This is a genomic window from Haladaptatus sp. CMSO5 (assembly GCF_036689885.1).
GTDB lineage: Archaea > Halobacteriota > Halobacteria > Halobacteriales > Halococcaceae > QDMS2.
Genome location: NZ_JBAHVW010000001.1, coordinates 982,564 through 999,422, shown reverse-complemented (window position 1 = coordinate 999,422; position 16,859 = coordinate 982,564). Strand labels below are relative to the sequence as shown.

The following is a 16,859-nucleotide window of genomic DNA, read 5'->3' as shown; positions in this document are numbered from 1 at the left end:
TTCTGGATGGAGCACGAAGAAGACGACTGTCGTACTTCGTGGCCGAACATTCTAGGGGACTGACTGAAATAGCACATCGGTTTTTTACAGTGGTAGGGTGAGAAATTAGTAACGCACTCAACCACAATGTCAACACAGTCACAGATTCTGTATGTTACAGGGTGTTCGCCGTCGCCAGAGGCACGCCGCTCGCTCGCGGCGAACGCCGTTGACATTTGTATTGAGTATCTTGACAGTCTCGAACAGTGTCGCACTCGACTTGCGACAGACACCGTCCACGCTATTATCGCGGATTTCGACACCTGTGACGCGCTCTGTGAATTCGCCGCAAACGTGCCAGTTCTCGTTTACGACGACCCACCATCTCCGGACGCCATCGCTGACGCCTATGGGGCGGGCGCGACGGCGGTCATCCAGCAAACGCCACAGAGTGAGCAAATTCTCATCGAAACACTCCGGCAAGTCTGCGCTACCGAGCCACGCGAACCACGCCTCAAGACGCGCGACGACGCCCACCTCGCAGCAATCGTCGAATCCACTGCAGACTGCATCATCACCATCGACACCGACAGCATCATCCAGTTCGTGAATCCGGCGGTCGAAGCGCTGTTTGGCTACAAACCAGCAGAACTCATCGGCGAATCGCTCGCGGTACTGATGAGCGACAGCCTCGCCGCCCAACACCACGACGCGGTCGCCCGCTATCTCGAGACGAACGAACGCCATTTCGACTGGAGTTACGCAGAACTCCCCGGCGTGCACAAAGACGGCAGCGACGTGCCGTTTGGCGTCTCGTTTTCCGAGTTTACGCAGGATGGAACCCGGTATTTCACGGGCGTTATCCGCGACATCGCAGACCGAAAACAGGCAGAGCAGTTGCGGCGAAAGCGAAAACGCCAGTTCGAGGCGGTGTTCAACGACCCGTTTACGTTTTTCGCCCTGCTCGGGCCGGATGGGACGGTGTACAACGCAAACCAGCCCGCCCTCGACGTGGCGAGCGTTGCCTTAGAGGACGTGGTTGGCAAGCAGTTCTGGGACTGCCCGTGGTGGTCTCACTCTGCGGAACTCCAAGCGCAGCTAAAAGGCGAACTCGAGCGCGTTGCAGACGGCGAGTACAGCAAGTTCGAAGTCACGTACAAACGGTCTGATGGCACCACCGTCGCCGTCGATTTCCAAGCGCGGCCGGTGTTCGTTGGCGATACCGTGACCGGCATCGTCGCAGAGGGACTCGACATCAGCGAAGAACGACGCCTCCAAGACGAGTTGCGCACCCAGCGCAACCTCAACCAACAGGTCATCGACACCGCGCCGGTCGGCATCATGATTCTCGACGAAGCGGGGGAAATCGAACACATAAACGACCGCGCGGTGGAGATTGCAGGCGTCTCGCGCGACAAGTTGCGAAACTCCCCACCCGACTTTGCGTTTACCGACGGCAACGGCGAACCGCTTGCTATCGACGAACTCCCGTTCACGAAAGTGCTCGAATCGGGAGCCACCGTCTACGACTTCGAGTTGGGCGTCACCCGGCCCGACGGCAGTTGGGTGTGGCTGTCGATAAACGGCTCGCGGACGCGCGTTGAAGACGGCGATGCGATGCGCGGTATCTTCACGTTCGAAGATATCACCGAGACGAAACAGCGCGAGACGCGCTTCGAAGCGTTGAACGAAAAAGCCCAACGGCTCCCCGAAGCGAAGACCGCCTCCGAGGTCTGTTCAATCGTGGTCGAAGCGGCCACAGACGTCCTCGACCTCCCCTACACCTACATCTTAGAGTACGACGAAGCAGAAGGCGACCTCACACTCGCCGCCCAGACAAACGGGGCGGCCGCGCTCGTCGACTCGCCGTTGCTCGGGGAGGTTGGCGACAGCCCGGTGTGGGAGGTGTTCATCCGCGACGAAGCGACCGTCTTATCCGAGTTCTCCGCCCCCACCGAGGAGAACGCGAGCGTCCAGTGTGTGGGCATCTTCCCGCTTGGCGAGTTCGGCGTGTTCGTGACGTGCTCGCCCGAGAAGGAGGCGTTTCGCGAGACAGACCTGTTGCTCACCGGGATGCTCTGTTCGAACGCGCGCTCGTCGCTCAATCGCGCCGCCCGGGAAGCAGACCTGCGCAACCAGCGCGACCGCCTCGAACAGAAAAACAAGCGACTCAACCGGGTAAACCGCATCAATCGAGCCATCCGCGACATCACGAAGGTGCTGATTCAAGCGGACACCCAAGAGGAAATCGAAGCCCTCGTCTGTGAGAAGTTGGCGGACATAGACCCGTTTGCGTTCGTCTGGATTGGCCACACGAATCCGACGACGGAGGCGGTTACGCCGGTTAGCTCTGCGGGCGCTGGCGACGACTATCTCGACCACATCACCATCACGACCGACGGCACGGAGACGAGTCGCGGGCCTGCAAGGCGGGCCATCGAAACCAGAGAGCCACAGGTCCAGAACAATATCTTGACCGACGCGGTCGCAGAGCCGTGGCGCGAAGAGGCGCTTTCGCGTGGCTTCCGGGCGAGTGCAGCCGTCCCCATTGTCTACAGAGACACAGTGTACGGCGTGTTGAACCTGTATTCAACGAAACCACTCGTGTTCGAGGAGATGGAGCTGTCCGTACTCGGAGAACTCGGCCAGTCGATTGGCTATGCGATGAACGCCCTCGAACGAAAGCGCGCGCTCGTAAGCGAGAGTTCGGTCGAACTCGACTTCACCATCGCAAACCTCGAAACGCCAATCCTCGGCTTCATCGACGGCTCGCAGGGCCAGTTCACGCTGAAAAACGCCGTGCGACGACTCGACGGAAACATGCACCTGTTTTTCAACGTGCGGGGAATTGCCCCCGACGTAATTCGGACGCACGCAGAGCAATCGGCTGCAGTCAGTCAGTTCACGCTCATCGCAGAGTCGGACGGCGAGTGTCTCTGTGAGTGTACCATCGAGAGTTCGACGTTCATCTCGACGCTCATCGAACGGGGGGCGAGTCTCGACCGGCTCTCGGTCGAAGATCGGGCGGCGGAGTTGAAAGTCAGAGTGCCACAGAGCACGGACGTCCGCCAGTTCGTCGCCCACCTCGAATCGACGTTTGGGCACGTCACGCTCAATGCGCGTCGAGAGTTCGACACTCCCGTGATGACCCAACAAGAGTTCGAAAACGAGGTGCGAAACCGGCTCACAAAACGCCAAGAAGAGGTCATCAAAACGGCGTATTTCAGCGGCTTTTTCGAATGGCCACGCCGGAGTAATGGTCAGGAAGTCGCAGAGATACTCGGCGTGACACAACCGACCGTCAACCGACATATTCGCGCCGGTGAGCGGACCTTATTCAAGTTACTCTTTGACAGAGACGAGCGTCAGACGCAAGAGTAGGGACCTCAGACGGCCGATTTACTATGCTAAATTTTCCTCGGTTCGCGTGTAACATACCAACGGTCAACTTCTTAGGAAGTCTAAAACCCATGAATGTTCGAAGATGTACGAAACGCTTCGGATGAACGGGAACGAGGGGGCATTTACGCGGCCAGTGAGCGAGTTACTCGTCGAAGCGCTCGCAGACTGGCACGCAGTCGAGCCACACGAATTGCACGTGTGCGTGTTCGACTACGTTGACCCCGAAGCACTCGATTCGCTCTTTCGAACGACGCGCGTCGGCGGCCGACGAGAAGGAACGGTGACCGTTCCACTCGAAGAGGTCGTCGCCACAATCGAAGTCACGGCCACAGACGCGGTCGATATTTCTCTCGAACCAAAGCAGGCAGACCCAGCCAGCGGCGTCTCTTCGTACACTGGCCTTAGCGACTAATCGCCACTTGACCACCCCACAACACACCACCCATCATGGACTACAAACAACCGCAGAAAACTGACGACTCCGACCTCATCTACACCGAATACGAAGACGAATTCCGCTCCGTCGCGGTCATCGAAGACCCGTCGATGACGGACGCATGGCTGCTTTCGACCAAATACGTCCCGCTCGAGCAGTAACGAACCAAGCAGTTTTGCAGTCGGATGGTCAGAACGCGTAGTAGCTCTGGCCATTTTCCGTGGTCGCGGTCTCCATCTCTCTGACCGGCGTCCCATCGGGTCTGAGCACCCACCAGATGTCGTTTACACCCTGCCCTTTCGCGTCACCGGGGTTCTCATCAGGGGCGAAGTAGTAGAGCGGCCAGCCACCCGCAGCCACCTGCATCGAGCCGTCGTCTCGCTCGAAGGTGGTGAGTGCTGCGGACACGTCGTCCGTTTTCGTGGGCGAGTCGGTGACAGTAAGCGGCGGCCACGTCGACGCACAGCCCCCACTGCAGGTGCTCATCGGGTCGCCTTCGGTGTCCCGGTCGAACATGTAGAGGGTGCGTCCGTCCGGGCCAACGAGAATGTCGCCGAGGTCGGGGTGGGACGTGACCTGCACGGTGGCCCCGTCCATCCCGCCTTCGGTGGTTGTCATTTCTGCGTCCGTGGTCGTCGCCTCGGTCGTGGACGCCGTCGTTGTCGTCTCGGTTGTCTCGCCGCCAGAGCCGCCAAGGCAGCCCGCGAGGCTTGCAGAGGCGGTCACGGCGAGAAACAGGCGTCGTGAAATGGCCATATCTAGAACGGCGAGCGACCGCGCTATGAGCGTTGTCCGAACTTCATCCAAAATTCGTCCAAGCTTCACTCGACGGTGATGCGTGTGAGGTAGGCAAGCGCGACGAGTTCCAGCCCACAGAGCAGTGTCATACCGACTTGCACGTCGGTGCCGGCGTTCTCGAACCAGCCGATAAAGGCGGGGTGGAACACGTAGAAGTAGAGCCACAGGAGGTTCTCGACGAGCAAGAAGGCGGCGAACACGAGCAGGCCTTTCGTGTGCCGTGCCCCGTGGGCGCGGAAGTTGCGCAGCCAGACCGAGCCAAGCGCTACGAGCAAGAGCACGTTTACGGCGGCGACAACGCGTGCTGCGTCGAGCAGGCTACTCATCAGTTCCTCGTTGGTGTGTCGTCGCTATATGTGCTGTCCAAAATTCGTCCGAACTCATGGGTCCTCCCGGTCAACGACCGCGAGCACCTCTTCTACGACGTCCCAGTTCGATTTGAGCTGGTCGGTGAACAGGTAGACGGCCGCGTAGTCGTCGTCCGTGCGACGAACGACGTTGTTCTTCATCAGCACGTCGAGGTGGTGTCGAATCGTCGTGTAGTCTAACTCAAGCGCCGTTGCAAGTTGGTTTGCGTTCTGTGGACGCTGCTTGAGTGCTTTGAGGATGCGAACCCGCGTCGGGCCGCCTCGTGAACTCGCAAGCACGTACCAGAGAACGCCCTCCATCTACGGTGTGTTCTGCTGATTACTCCTTAAACCCGTGGGCGAGCATCGAGGTGCCCGCGTACACGCGGTCGCCTTCTTCGACCGCCAGCATGTCTTCGGTGATGTCGGGTGGGAGAAGCACGTCGGCGCGACTTCCGAAGGAGATGTGGCCGATACGGTCGCCTTTTTCGACCTCATCACCGGCTTCGACGTAGGGATGGATGCGCCGGGCGAACCAGCCGGCGATGAGCACGACGGTGAACTCTTCGAATTCGATGTGAAGCTGTTCGTTGTTGTCCGACTCTTTCGAGAAGGCGAGCTTGTAGCCGCCGGGTTTGTGCGTGACGTTCTGCACCGTGCCCGCGAGCGGGGCGCGGTTTACGTGGACGTCGCGGGCGCTCATGTAGGTGCCAACGCGGAGTTGGTCGCCCTCGCGGCGGATGACCGACACCTTGCCGTCTGCGGGGGCGGCGACACCCTCAGTGGTTATCTCGCGGTCGGGGTCGCGGTAGAACAGCAACACAGACCCGGAGAGGAGAAAGCCAAACAGCGCGCCAATCGGGGAGAAAATCGTCGCCGCGAGGCCAGCCAAGAACGCGATTACCGCGAATTTGAGGCCGTCTGGAGCGAGTCCGGTGGACATAACTCTCGCTTGTTCGGGCGTCGTATCAAAGCCTCGCATCCGTGATGCTCACGAGAGGTCGAAATCGGGAACCTGCTTTCTGAACACCGTGTAGACGACCGACAGCGCGAGGTTTACGCAGAGCAGGTAGAACAGCGGGCCGTCGGAGAGAACGAAGGCGGGCACCGAAAACGCCACCACGAGCGCGAGGTCTTCGGGCGAGCCGTCGTATCTGACGCCTCTGTCGGGTGGAAGCCAGCGCTTCGTGAAGTGGACGTACACCGCACGTCGCGACTCGACTTCCCACGGGCGGGCCTCTGCGCCACCGCCGAAGATGTCTGACACCGAGTGGACCCACGCGAACAACAGGAAGGTGAACACGCCAACCGAGAGCGTTGAGGGCCAAACGGCGGCGACCACGGCGGCGGGGAGGGCGACGAGCGCGTAGTAGACGGGGAAATGGAGCGTCTTTCGGTGCTCGAACAGCACGTCGAGGTCGGGGAAGATGCTCGCGACAATGGCGACGCCGAGGACGACGGGTGTAAACTCGGGGAACAGCGCCACGAGTCCGTAGGCGAGGGTCATGCCGACTGCGATGTGCGTTGTCGTCATCATCGACGGAGTCTACTCCGGGTACGGGAGCGAGAAAGAAAGCCGTTCGTCCGGTCAGTTGTTCGAGTGCGAGCGGTTGGTGGCAGAAATCGTCTCCGCGACCTCAGAGCGGTGGACTTCAATCGTGCGGGTCTCGCCTTCGGTCGTGATTTCGACGGTCACTTTATCACCGGGCGTGTTGCGGGTTTTGAACGTGGCGACGGCGACGAACACGTAGGCGAAGGCGACGATTGTCCCGAGGAAGTACGTCCCGACGACGAGCAAGGTGAGGTCTGGATTCCCCGTCGTCGCGCCGCTCCACCAGTAGGGATAGGCGAACTGGAAAATGGCGACGCCAATAAGCGCGAGCAAACTCCCGCCAAGAACACCACGCAGAGCGGCTTTCTCGGTTGGGAGCGCAATCACGATACCGAGTAAAATGGCTGGGATAGCGACGCCAGCGAGCACCCCGGCGAGTTTTCGCGCGCCGAACACGCTCAGCCCAAGGGTCTCGAAGAGGCCCGTCGTCGCCATGGCAATCGCGGAGATGAGTCCGGCGGTCCCAAGGACGAGAAACAGCCCACCAGCGAGCACCCGGCGCGGGTCGCGCTCGGGACGTTCTCGCTTGCTGTAGGCGTCTGCGATACTCTCCATGCCATTCCCTACCGGCGGAACGACAATAATGACACGTCAGACGGACGTATGACGGCCGCCGTGAGCACAGCCACCGACGGTTCCCAGCACAATATTTCGACGATTGTTGTAGAGAGTCTTTATTATTGTCGAACTGTCAGTGGTGACAATGCATTCGAAGCACGCGACAGCCACGACAGAAATACTCCCGCCAGACCTCGCCTCGCCACGCGCAAAGCTCATCTACCTCTACTTGCGAACCGAACGGGAGGCTACCATCGACGACCTCCACGAGGCACTCGACATGGCCAAAATCGCACTCTACCCGATTCTCCGAAAACTCATTCGGCGGGGCTACGTCGAACACGAGGGTGGTGACTACCGATTCCTCGCCTGATTACCGCCGCGTCACCCGCACCGAAACGCCATTTTTTGGCCGCAGTGTAATCGCCGGGTCGAGTTTCAGCGGGCGGTCCGACACGGCTTCCACGTCGAAGCGCTGGAGAATCGTCGCCAGCACGAACTTCGCTTCGAGCATGGCAAAGCGGTCACCGATACACCGGCGCGGGCCACCCCCGAAGGGGAAGTAGGCGAACGCCGGAAGCTGCTGTTCGAAGGCCGTCGTCCATCGGTCGGGCCGGAAGCTTCGCGGGTCGGGGAAAAAGCGCGGGTCGCGGTGGAGCACCCACTGGTGCATCCCGATGGTCGCACCCGGCGGGATGGGGTAGCCGCCGATTTCGTCGGCCGCGATGGGTTCGCGCAGCAGGCCGTACACCGGCGGATAGAGGCGCATCGACTCTTTCAACACCCGGTCGGTGAGTTTCATGTGGGGAATGTCCGCCATCGTCGGGGGCTGGCCCTCCAGTTCGTCGAGTTCGGCGTGGAGAGCAGCGAGCACGGCAGGATTGCGGGTGAGAAGGTCGAACGAATACGAGAGCGCGAGCGCCGTCGTCTCGTGGCCAGCGAGTACGAGCGTCAACACCTCGTCGCGGAGGTTGTCTGCGGGAACCCCGGCGTCGAGGAGGCGCGACACCACGTCGTCTGCGCCGTCTCGCTCACCTGCCTGTCGCTCGCGGATGATGTTTGCCACGACGGCGTCGAGCGCCTTCGCCGCGCGGTGAAACTCGATGTTGCCGGGCGTCGGAACCCAGTCGGGAACTTCAACCGGGAGTCTCGAGGAGCGACGGAACTGTTCCATCACGGTTTCGAGTGCCGCACCGATTTCGACTGACTCCTTGCGAATATCCACCGAGAACAGGGCGTCCGCGACGATTTCCAAGGTGAGGCGCATCATGTCGTCGTGGATGTCGCGCACCTCGCCGTCTCGCCACTCGTCGGTGAGGCGGGCGGTGTAGGCGGTCATCGTCTCCGCGAACGCCGCGATTCGCGTCGGATGGAACGCCGGTTCGAGACGGTGGCGCTGTTCGCGCCAAGTCGCGCCTTCGCTGTTCAGCAAACCCTGCCCGAGCAGTCGGAGTTGGTACTGGAACAAGTCGCCTTTGAGGTAATTCTGGTTGTTCTCGACGAGGACGTACTTGATGTAGTCGGGGTGGTTCAACTGGTAGAAGGGGCGTCTGCCGAACTCCAGATAGACGATATCGCCGTAGGAACGTGCTGCGTGCGTCATGTAGCCGAGTGGGTCGTGGCCGAACTGGAGGCCGTTTCCAACCATCGGAAAGCCAGTCGGCCCGGGCGGCCGTCTCGTGGGCGTTTCGACGAGAGACATGGCTCAGATAGGCGAAGAAACCGCATCACTCTTTCTCGGGTGAGTCGGCGACAGTTACGCTGAGTGAGGAAACTCAGGGGAATCGACGCGATATGTAGAATAGTTACCACAAAGCATTTTCCAAGGTGGGTGTAATAGTAGTTCGATTGTTGATATGAATCGTCGTGCCATCTGGATAGTTCTGTCCCTCCTGCTACTCGGTGGTGGGCTTATCGTCGGAGCGGGGAACCAGCAGAACATCCAGACGTGTCACGACACCTATGACGATGACCCCTCTCAAGTTGTTGAGTGCGAGGATTCCTTCACAGACGTGGTGCACTATGGGTCGTTGTTCAGTGTCTCTATCGGCGTTTTTGGCGTTCTCTGGAGTCTGCGAATCCGTGCGAATTGAGCGTTACAGCCGCCAAAAATCCAGTCTGTCAATTGTAGTCGTATCTGAATTCGTTCTGTTCAATGAAATCTGATTCCGCCGAGAAAACAGAACACAGTCCACTTCTTAGACCCGCCGCGTCAGCATATCGAGGATGTCGTGGCGGATATCCCGAAGGCGGTCTACCGTGTTCGCCCCGTCTGCGAGCACGGGATAGGACACGTCTAACGACTGGTAGAGATAGTCGTGGAACTTGCCGCTGTCGGTGCGGCGAATCCCGAATTGAATCCCCGACTGCATCTCCTTTTGGCGCTCGGTGAGCAACGATTTGATGTTCCGCTCGAGGTCGCCAAGGCGTTCCCACGCCGCGTGGAGGTCTGCGTACGACCGCCTGTAGAGTGGCTCTGCGGTCACGTCATCGAGTTCGGTTTCTACGTTGGCGAGCAAGGTGGTCGCTGCTTCGAGGTCTTCGAGTTCCGTATCGAGCGTCCCAAGCATCGCGTCGCGCTGGGTGCACGCGAACTCGGCTTGCTGGATGAGCGCCTGTTTGAGCTGTGGGGTGAGCTGTGTGCCGTGGCTCACCGCCCGGGCGAGTTCGTCGCCGAACTCGAGTGCCATGTGGACTTCGAGTGGCTCGTCGTACTCCTCTGCGAAGTGTGGAACCGCCATCACCGTCTGTTCGAACGCCTCTCGCACCTCCTTTATCGACTGGTCTGCAGTCTGCACGTTTGCGACCGTCATCCCGCCGGTTTGCACCTGCGTCATCACCTGCGAGGCGCTGATGCCCGTTATGCGCCGAAGGAATCGCGCGTAGGCATCGCGTTCTGCGCGGGTACGCGACACCTCGGTGGTGCAGATACTCCGTGCTTGCCCGAGATAGAGGACGGTGGCGACGAGCGCGAGTGTGAACAGTCCAACGCCGACGTAGAGATACAACTCGCTCAACTGCGCCGCGCCAGCACACTCGAATGCCTGGCACCAATCTGCCCCCTCCATCTGCGGACTGCGTGTGTAGACCGCGCTTGCGGTCGCCCCCATCGAAACCATGTTGATGTATGTCACGGTCTACGAGTGCATAATGATTATGTCCGCGAAAATGGTTTTTGAGAGGGTCACGAGAGGAGTTTGTACACGCCAGCAACCACTGCCATCTCGGGGCTTGCTCGCTCAATGTTAAAATACGGCCGCAATTCGGGATTGAATTTCGCTTTGTATCGGTTGATTCGTCGGACATTTGCTCCGAGAAAATCATACAACTCCATCCCATCGTTCGTCGCGTCCGTGATAATTCGCCAATCGAGGCACTCGTTTACCGGTACATCGACTTCAGGAGCCACGCCGCCGAACCACGCACAGACGGTATTGCCAAAGGAAACGACAATGTTTCCACCCACATACGTACCATTTAGATAGGCTTCGTATGGGAGAACGCTGCCCGCAGGCAACCGGTTGTAAAGGTCGGTGACGAGGGAAGCGTTGACAGGAAAGGATTTGCCTTGGGCGTGGTGGCGCTCGCTCACCTGCGCGATGATACGTTTGATGGCTTCCACGCCACCAATCTCGACTGAGATTCCCTGGTTCGTGGCTTTGCGGATGTTGTATCGTGCGTCACTACTGAACTGTGCGAACAATTCTTCGATTCCGGGCGTGAGGTCAACCTGATACGTATATCGGGGCAGTATCTCAAAATCCTGCCAGAGGTACGGCCGAACGTCTGGGTACCCAACAGTGCTTCGAATATTGAAGTACCGAGGCCGAACGGTGTCGTGTAAGTAGTCGAAACAGCCTTCGACAAACTCCTCGTGGCGGTCCTCGAAGGTTCGTTGGCGCAGGTCATCGCTGTTGAGTAACAGCGAACCAAGATACGGAACTTTGAGTCGCGGAGGTGGCGAGAAAGCAACGTTGATGCCAAATTTCGACGTGACAAACATCGGGAGCAATCCAACTACCTCGTTTCCCTTCTTTCCGATGAGCAGTGTAAGGTCTGTCTGGGAGTGGGTCGCAAGTACGTCCAGAACTTCGAGTTGGTGGAAGAACGTTCCTTGTGGAGACGCGGCGACGTAGTTGTTCCAACGCTGTTGATCTGCCACATCCGCGAGTGAGATGGTGACAGTCATGGCGGCCCTCCAGCCCGACGGGAGCGAGAGGTCAACTGCACAGGTTGCGAGCCCATGCTAGAGTCAGTCTCATATCAGTTACATTGTTAGGAGGACAGATACCCTATACAGTCAGTTATTACGATAAATTTTATTAGTAGTTGGGAACCCGTCCTGATTGCACAATATTCGGACGCTGCTATGAGACTCCAGAAATTAACTGAGCGTTAGACGCAATTCATGCGCCAAGTTGGTTCGCGCGGATTCTCGGTACGAAGTGGGTGATGCGGGAGGGTGGCTGTCGATTATTCTGTGTGGTCAGTTAATCCCCACTCTTCTGCGCGAGCGGTGGCCTCTGCACGTGCCTGTTGCTGGATAGCCTCGATTTTCGCCTCGTCTGCGAGAAACGCCTCCACGGCACCCGGTTCGTCTGCTTCCTCCGACGACGCAGTGAGACGGGCCTGCGGCGCAGCGACTCTCGTTCTCGCCGCGAGATCTGCGTCGCCTGCGAGACGCTCTGCGGGCATCCCCGGTGGGACGGTCAGCGCCTCGTTTTCGTGGACGGCTGCAAGCGTCTCGCTGCTGAGCGAAAACAGCGAGACGCTGTAGGGGCCCGGGACGGCGAGATCGGCAAGCGCAGCCGGGCCGCCGCGGTCTGTCCCTGTGTGGTAGGCAAGCATTGGAATGCCTGCCTCGAAGGTCACCACACCGCGGCCGTCCTCGTCGAGCAACAGCGAGTCCTGTGGGACGAGGACGGCGTAGCCGGTGAGTTCGCGGGAGAGCGCCGTCTCGAACGTGGCTCCGGGGCTCGGGACGACGCGCGATTTTTCGAGCGTGCCTCGGGGCAGTTTCATGGCGATTTTGGAATCACCGCACTGCGAAAGCGGTCTGCCACCGTGCCCGACTCGCCCGCCCGCACGTCGATGGTTGCTGCGGCGGTGCGGTAGGCGTCGGCCGCCGTCGACTCCGGCGCGTGGGCGAGCAGTGGCTTTCCGGCGCGTCGCGCGGCGCGGGCGTGTTCGCTCGCGGGGACGGTGGCGAGCGTCGGCCCGTCGAAGTAGCGTTCTGCCTGCTCGGTGATGCGGTCGATGCCCGCTTCGTCGCGCACCTTGTTGAACAGGACGCCTGCCGTGCCCGTGTTGTACGACCGAGCGTACTCTTGGACCTTGAGGGCGTCAGAGAGCGCCGGAATCGTCGGTTCGAGTACGACGATGATGCGGTCTGCGAGCACGATTGGCAGGACAGCGCTCTTGCTGTCGAGGGCGGCAGGTGAGTCGAGCAAGAGCACGTCCGTGTCAGCGGCGAGTTCCGCGACGGCGTGTCTGAGGCGGGCGGGGTCTGCGGCCTTGAAATCAGTGAGGCTCGTGCCACAGGGGACGACTTTCATCCCGAACTGTTCGTAGACGGCAGCAGAGACGGGCGCGGGGTCGTCGCTCAACAACACGTCGTGAAGCGTGGTGTCGACATCCGCGAGTCCGGCGTGGAACAAGAGATTCGCCATCCCCGTGTCTGCGTCAACAACCGTGACGTCGTACTCGGTGGCAAGCGCCATCCCGAGGGCCAACGTACTCGTCGTCTTTCCCGTCCCGCCTTTTCCGCTTGCGACGGCAAACGCCTCGACCATTAGCCCTACTTGTGACGGTATGGTGAATAAAAGTTCGCAGTTTGCGGACAGGTCAAGACAGCGTTCGACTGGCGTGGCGAGTTCGCGTGGCTCACCGAAGCAACTGTTTGAGCGGCGGGATTCCGCTTCGGTTGACCGCTTGGAGGCGTTCGCGCGCAGACGAGCGTGCTTCGCAGAGTTCGCGCGAAGACACCGCGTCACCCTTTGCGCGCGCCCGACACAGCGTGTAGAGTTCGTCTACGGCGCGTTGATAGTCAATGACGCGTTCGGCACAAGCGAAAGCAGCGCGCACGGCCTCGGGGTCGTGTGGCTGTGAAAGGACGGCACTGAACTCATCGCGTGGGGTGTCGTCGTTGGCAATTGCAATGAGTGGGATGTCCACTGTGGACGCAAACGCCGTGACACCCGGAATCGAAAGCGAGGCGAAAAACACGTCCGGGGCGGCCACGTTGCTGGCTGCATCGACCGACGAAATGCGGTGGACGGTGTGGTCAGCGAGTGCCTCGGCTACGGCATTACTGACCGAAGCTTCAGCAAGAATGACCACGTTCACAACACTACCACTCTCTGAAGTATCATAGATGTTTTGGGAATGATATTCGAGTTACAACAACGCAGTCATATTACTGAGATAAGCTAACGGCGAGGCGATTTTCGAGAGAGACACGTGGTGAAAGAACCTCCACAAAGCTCGAAAAAGTGGTGCGCCTTGCTGACGGGTAAACCACATAGTACGATAGCAAATACACTGTGATCTTCGCGTGGCACGCGGAAACGTCGGTTAGGACAGCTGACCAGAACATTTTTACAGCCATACTATCTGTATTAGTTATAGAACTTTTCTGAGGTGACAGACCACCGACGGGTTTCGCCCGTGACGCGAACGCTGGCAGCCCGCGCCAGAAAACGTGCTACCGGCCGCTCGACGGCCGAAATGGGTATTTGAAACCGCCCCCATTCGCAACCAACACCCGCCTCTGCCAACCATGACGCATGATTCAGACCCTGGCCCACAGAAGAACCGCACGCACGCAACACGCATTTCGACCGGCATAGATCGCCTCGACCACATCCTCAACGGCGGGCTCATCACGGAGCGAAGCTATCTCGTTCGCGGTGACCCGGGAACGGGAAAAACAATCCTTGGCCTTCACTTCCTCACACAGGGCGTCGAAAACGATGAAACCACCCTGTTCATCAATCTTGAGGAGACGACCGAAGACATCGCCCAGAACGCAGCCGGGCTTGGCTTCGATGTAGAGGGCATCAACTTTCTCGATTTAAGTCCGAACTCAAAGTTCTTCGCAGACGACCAAGGCTACGATATTTTCGAGTCGAGCGAAGTCGAGCGTGACCCGATGGTCGAGGCGATAACAGACCGCGTCGAAGAACTCGAACCAGACCGTGTGTTCGTCGACCCGATTACCCAGCTTCGCTACCTCTCGACCGACGAGTACCAGTTCCGGAAACAGGCACTGTCGTTCATGCGCCTTCTCAGTGAGTACGGTGCAACCGTCCTGTTTACGACACAAGCGACGGAGAATGCACCCGATGAAGACCTCCAGTTCATGAGCGATGGAACCATCGAACTCGGTTACACCTCGACTGGACGCCGAATTAGCGTCCCGAAGTTTCGCGGGTCGTCCGTCAGAAATGGGAATCACTCGGTGCGACTGGATTCAGACGGACTCACCGTCTACCCCGAAATTAACCCGGAGAGCCACGACAAGTCGTTCGTCGATGAGAAGATTTCGGCGGGGATTCCCGAAGTGGACGAACTGCTCTACGGCGGGTTGAATCGCGGCACAGTCACCGTGATTAGCGGCCCGACGGGCGTCGGGAAAACAACGACGGGCACGCAGTTTATGAAAGAGGCCGCAGGCCGGGGCGAACGGTCGGTCATCTACCTCTTTGAAGAATCAGAAGCGACGTTCAAACAGCGCTCTGAAGCCATCAACACACCCGTCACGAAGATGTGTGAGCGGGGGTCGCTCAAAGTCGAAGAGATAGAGCCGCTCAAAGTCTCGCCACAGGAGTTCGCAGAACGAGTTCGTCACGAGGTCGAAGTCGAGGGCACGGACATTGTCATGATAGATGGGGTGGCTGGCTACAAACTCAGCCTTCAGGGCGAGGAAGACGAACTCATCACGCACCTGCATTCGCTCAACAAGTACCTGAAAAACATGGGCGTGACCGTCATCCTCATCGATGAGGTGGCGAGCGTGACCGGAGAGTTCCAGGCGACGAACGTCGGCATCAGCTATCTCGCAGATAACATCGTCTTCTTCCGACACCTCGAGTTCGAAGGGGAGATGCGGAAGGTCATCGGCGTGTTGAAGATGCGCACCAGTAACTTCGAGCGAACGCTTCGCGAATTCGAGATTACGAAGTACGGTATCACCGTTGGAGACCCGCTCACAGACTTGCGCGGCATCCTCAGCGGTTCTCCGGAATGGGACGTCAGACCGGAGCACCGGAGCAATGACTGAACAACGAGTGGCGTCTATAGCCAGCGACGTCATCTCGACGCCGACGCTGTTGTTGCTCGTAGAGAGCGACCGGAATCGAGAGCTCCTCGCAAACCAGTTTTCTGACGTTGCCATCCAAACGCACGCAGACGACCCGTTTTCCGACCCGGCGTTTGATCTCTGTCTGGTAGATCTGCGGTCGTTTCGACGGTATCGCGAGCAGCTCGAAGCACACAAGGAAGCGACTGAACCGACCTTTCTGCCGTACTTGCTGCTCACCGGTACGCACTCGCCAGACGACCTCTCCCCTGCAGTCACAGACGTTGTAGACGAGGTGATACAGCGTCCAGTGAGCAAAACCGCACTCACCGCTCGTGTCGAGAATCTCCTCGACCGGCGCGCGCTTTCGCTCGAACTCACGCGGCAGAAAAAACAGAGCGAACAGCGGTTCAAAACGTTGTTCCACGCCTCACCAGACCCCATTATCGTCGGGACGGCCGATGGAATCGTGACGGAGGTGAACAACGCGTTCACCACCACCTTCGACGTCGAGGCGTCGGCAGTCAGGGGCGCGCCAATCTCGGCGCTCCACCTCTCGCCTCCCGCGTCTGTGGAACGATTCCACCGACAGATGACTGGCGAGGAGTCAGACACGATGACGGTCGAGTGGGAACCCGAAAGCGGCGCGCGACTCGTGACGGAGGTGCGCACCGACAGCATCACCGACCTCGGGATGGAAACAGAGCGGATTGGTATCTTCAGAGATATCACGGAACGAATCGAGAAACAAGAGAACCTCGAACGCCAGAACGAACGGCTCGAAGCGTTCGCCAATACGATTGCCCACGACCTGCGAAACCCACTCGCCATCGCCATAGGACAGCTCTCGCTCGCCCGGGAGGTCGGCGGCGAGGAGCATCTCGATTCGGTCGAGAGTGCCCACGAGCGAATGAAGCAGTTGATAGACGAGTTGCTCACGCTTGCAAAACAGGGACGGACCGTGCTCGACCCGGACGAAGTCGCGCTTCGACGGGCGGTCGAAACGGCGTGGTCGCACGTCGAGTCACACGAGGCGACGCTGACCGTGGACGTAGACCACTTCACGACGCTGTTGGCTGATGAGGGTCGGCTGTACGAACTGTTCGAGAACCTCTTTCGAAACGCCATCGAACACGGCGGTGAGACGGTGGCAGTTCGCGTCGGCTCACTCGTAGACGAGGCCGGGTTTTACGTCGAAGACGACGGACCGGGAATCCCCCTAAATCGCAGAGACGAAGTGTTCGAAGCCGGGTACACCGACGCCGCTGACGGAACCGGACTCGGGTTGTCAATCGTACAGCAAATCGTTGAGGGGCACGACTGGGATATTTCGATTCGAGAGGGGGCGTCTGGGGGGGCACGATTCGAAATTTCGGGGATTCAGTCTGCGTAATTTCATCGGCTGGTTCTCACAGCATCGATTGAGAC

The 16,859-nt window shown here is 59.3% G+C and carries 18 protein-coding genes; 6 read left to right on the top strand and 12 right to left on the bottom strand.

Annotation, left to right across the window (positions count from 1 at the left end):
• Nucleotides 1-126 precede the first annotated feature (126 nt).
• The 3 genes from V5N12_RS05325 to V5N12_RS05315 all read left to right on the top strand — a co-directional run bounded on the left by V5N12_RS05325 (nucleotide 127) and on the right by V5N12_RS05315 (nucleotide 3,978).
• On the top strand, nucleotides 127-3,360 hold the full coding sequence (locus V5N12_RS05325) for a PAS domain S-box protein (RefSeq protein ID WP_332898113.1): 3,234 nt from the start codon (nucleotides 127-129) through the stop codon (nucleotides 3,358-3,360).
• 103 nt (nucleotides 3,361-3,463) lie between these two features.
• Nucleotides 3,464-3,793, top strand: coding sequence for a HalOD1 output domain-containing protein (locus V5N12_RS05320; RefSeq protein ID WP_332898112.1), 330 nt, complete (start codon nucleotides 3,464-3,466; stop codon nucleotides 3,791-3,793).
• A 35-nt stretch (nucleotides 3,794-3,828) separates the two neighbouring features.
• On the top strand, nucleotides 3,829-3,978 hold the full coding sequence (locus V5N12_RS05315; protein WP_332898111.1) for a hypothetical protein: 150 nt from the start codon (nucleotides 3,829-3,831) through the stop codon (nucleotides 3,976-3,978).
• A 28-nt stretch (nucleotides 3,979-4,006) separates the two neighbouring features.
• On the opposite strand, the gene V5N12_RS05310 is transcribed toward V5N12_RS05315, so the two are convergent.
• The 6 genes from V5N12_RS05310 to V5N12_RS05285 all read right to left on the bottom strand — a co-directional run bounded on the left by V5N12_RS05310 (nucleotide 4,007) and on the right by V5N12_RS05285 (nucleotide 7,129).
• On the bottom strand, nucleotides 4,007-4,573 hold the full coding sequence (locus V5N12_RS05310) for a COG4315 family predicted lipoprotein (RefSeq protein ID WP_332898110.1): 567 nt from the start codon (nucleotides 4,571-4,573) through the stop codon (nucleotides 4,007-4,009).
• Between the two features lie 65 nt (nucleotides 4,574-4,638).
• Nucleotides 4,639-4,941, bottom strand: coding sequence for a hypothetical protein (locus tag V5N12_RS05305; RefSeq protein ID WP_332898109.1), 303 nt, complete (start codon nucleotides 4,939-4,941; stop codon nucleotides 4,639-4,641).
• 54 nt (nucleotides 4,942-4,995) lie between these two features.
• A complete protein-coding gene (locus V5N12_RS05300) occupies nucleotides 4,996-5,283 on the bottom strand; it encodes a winged helix-turn-helix domain-containing protein (protein ID WP_332898108.1) in 288 nt (95 codons plus the stop codon).
• Nucleotides 5,284-5,302: 19 nt separating this feature from the next.
• Complete coding sequence (locus V5N12_RS05295; RefSeq protein WP_332898107.1) at nucleotides 5,303-5,905, bottom strand: protein sorting system archaetidylserine decarboxylase; 603 nt, start codon at nucleotides 5,903-5,905, stop codon at nucleotides 5,303-5,305.
• A gap of 48 nt (nucleotides 5,906-5,953) precedes the next feature.
• On the bottom strand, nucleotides 5,954-6,496 hold the full coding sequence (locus tag V5N12_RS05290; RefSeq protein WP_332898106.1) for a metal-dependent hydrolase: 543 nt from the start codon (nucleotides 6,494-6,496) through the stop codon (nucleotides 5,954-5,956).
• 54 nt (nucleotides 6,497-6,550) lie between these two features.
• On the bottom strand, nucleotides 6,551-7,129 hold the full coding sequence (locus V5N12_RS05285; protein ID WP_332898105.1) for a DUF7139 domain-containing protein: 579 nt from the start codon (nucleotides 7,127-7,129) through the stop codon (nucleotides 6,551-6,553).
• 148 nt (nucleotides 7,130-7,277) lie between these two features.
• On the opposite strand from V5N12_RS05285, the gene V5N12_RS05280 reads away from it, so the two are divergent.
• The gene (locus tag V5N12_RS05280) at nucleotides 7,278-7,505 is read left to right on the top strand and encodes a helix-turn-helix domain-containing protein (protein WP_332898104.1); all 228 of its coding nucleotides are present in this window, start codon (nucleotides 7,278-7,280) and stop codon (nucleotides 7,503-7,505) included.
• Here the strand turns inward: V5N12_RS05280 and V5N12_RS05275 are convergent, their stop codons facing one another.
• From V5N12_RS05275 to V5N12_RS05250, 6 genes are all read right to left on the bottom strand, one after another.
• Nucleotides 7,506-8,834 (bottom strand): cytochrome P450, encoded by a 1,329-nt coding sequence (locus tag V5N12_RS05275; RefSeq protein ID WP_332898103.1) that lies wholly within the window; start codon nucleotides 8,832-8,834, stop codon nucleotides 7,506-7,508.
• A gap of 496 nt (nucleotides 8,835-9,330) precedes the next feature.
• Complete coding sequence (locus V5N12_RS05270; RefSeq protein WP_332898102.1) at nucleotides 9,331-10,251, bottom strand: DUF7260 family protein; 921 nt, start codon at nucleotides 10,249-10,251, stop codon at nucleotides 9,331-9,333.
• A gap of 65 nt (nucleotides 10,252-10,316) precedes the next feature.
• Nucleotides 10,317-11,321 carry a lipid II:glycine glycyltransferase FemX gene (locus V5N12_RS05265; RefSeq protein ID WP_332898101.1) on the bottom strand — a complete coding sequence of 335 codons (1,005 nt, stop codon included), beginning with the start codon at nucleotides 11,319-11,321 and terminating at the stop codon, nucleotides 10,317-10,319.
• A gap of 284 nt (nucleotides 11,322-11,605) precedes the next feature.
• Entirely contained in the window at nucleotides 11,606-12,154 is a 549-nt protein-coding gene (locus V5N12_RS05260; protein ID WP_332898100.1) for a hypothetical protein, read from the bottom strand.
• Entirely contained in the window at nucleotides 12,151-12,924 is a 774-nt protein-coding gene (locus tag V5N12_RS05255) for a nucleotide-binding protein (RefSeq protein ID WP_332898099.1), read from the bottom strand. Before V5N12_RS05255 ends, V5N12_RS05260 begins: the two co-directional genes overlap by 4 nt.
• Before the next feature lie 91 nt (nucleotides 12,925-13,015).
• Nucleotides 13,016-13,477, bottom strand: coding sequence for a hypothetical protein (locus V5N12_RS05250; protein ID WP_332898098.1), 462 nt, complete (start codon nucleotides 13,475-13,477; stop codon nucleotides 13,016-13,018).
• Nucleotides 13,478-13,910: 433 nt separating this feature from the next.
• On the opposite strand from V5N12_RS05250, the gene V5N12_RS05245 reads away from it, so the two are divergent.
• Nucleotides 13,911-15,413: an ATPase domain-containing protein gene (locus V5N12_RS05245; RefSeq protein WP_332898097.1), complete on the top strand. Its 1,503-nt coding sequence runs from the start codon at nucleotides 13,911-13,913 to the stop codon at nucleotides 15,411-15,413.
• A complete protein-coding gene (locus V5N12_RS05240; protein ID WP_332898096.1) occupies nucleotides 15,406-16,824 on the top strand; it encodes a sensor histidine kinase in 1,419 nt (472 codons plus the stop codon). Before V5N12_RS05245 ends, V5N12_RS05240 begins: the two co-directional genes overlap by 8 nt.
• The last annotated feature ends 35 nt before the right edge of the window (nucleotides 16,825-16,859 follow it).

Excerpts from the sequence above, each read along its gene's own strand:
- V5N12_RS05275 (WP_332898103.1), bottom strand. The coding sequence starts at position 8,834 with ATGTCTCTCGTCGAAACGCCCACGAGACGGCCGCCCGGGCCGACTGGC.
- V5N12_RS05325 (WP_332898113.1), top strand. The coding sequence starts at position 127 with ATGTCAACACAGTCACAGATTCTGTATGTTACAGGGTGTTCGCCGTCG.
- V5N12_RS05265 (WP_332898101.1), bottom strand. The coding sequence starts at position 11,321 with ATGACTGTCACCATCTCACTCGCGGATGTGGCAGATCAACAGCGTTGG.
- V5N12_RS05310 (WP_332898110.1), bottom strand. The coding sequence starts at position 4,573 with ATGGCCATTTCACGACGCCTGTTTCTCGCCGTGACCGCCTCTGCAAGC.
- V5N12_RS05320 (WP_332898112.1), top strand. The coding sequence starts at position 3,464 with ATGTACGAAACGCTTCGGATGAACGGGAACGAGGGGGCATTTACGCGG.
- V5N12_RS05280 (WP_332898104.1), top strand. The coding sequence starts at position 7,278 with ATGCATTCGAAGCACGCGACAGCCACGACAGAAATACTCCCGCCAGAC.
- V5N12_RS05285 (WP_332898105.1), bottom strand. The coding sequence starts at position 7,129 with ATGGAGAGTATCGCAGACGCCTACAGCAAGCGAGAACGTCCCGAGCGC.
- V5N12_RS05245 (WP_332898097.1), top strand. The coding sequence starts at position 13,911 with ATGACGCATGATTCAGACCCTGGCCCACAGAAGAACCGCACGCACGCA.
- V5N12_RS05255 (WP_332898099.1), bottom strand. The coding sequence starts at position 12,924 with ATGGTCGAGGCGTTTGCCGTCGCAAGCGGAAAAGGCGGGACGGGAAAG.
- V5N12_RS05290 (WP_332898106.1), bottom strand. The coding sequence starts at position 6,496 with ATGACGACAACGCACATCGCAGTCGGCATGACCCTCGCCTACGGACTC.
- V5N12_RS05295 (WP_332898107.1), bottom strand. The coding sequence starts at position 5,905 with ATGTCCACCGGACTCGCTCCAGACGGCCTCAAATTCGCGGTAATCGCG.
- V5N12_RS05305 (WP_332898109.1), bottom strand. The coding sequence starts at position 4,941 with ATGAGTAGCCTGCTCGACGCAGCACGCGTTGTCGCCGCCGTAAACGTG.
- V5N12_RS05270 (WP_332898102.1), bottom strand. The coding sequence starts at position 10,251 with ATGGTTTCGATGGGGGCGACCGCAAGCGCGGTCTACACACGCAGTCCG.
- V5N12_RS05260 (WP_332898100.1), bottom strand. The coding sequence starts at position 12,154 with ATGAAACTGCCCCGAGGCACGCTCGAAAAATCGCGCGTCGTCCCGAGC.
- V5N12_RS05315 (WP_332898111.1), top strand. The coding sequence starts at position 3,829 with ATGGACTACAAACAACCGCAGAAAACTGACGACTCCGACCTCATCTAC.
- V5N12_RS05300 (WP_332898108.1), bottom strand. The coding sequence starts at position 5,283 with ATGGAGGGCGTTCTCTGGTACGTGCTTGCGAGTTCACGAGGCGGCCCG.
- V5N12_RS05240 (WP_332898096.1), top strand. The coding sequence starts at position 15,406 with ATGACTGAACAACGAGTGGCGTCTATAGCCAGCGACGTCATCTCGACG.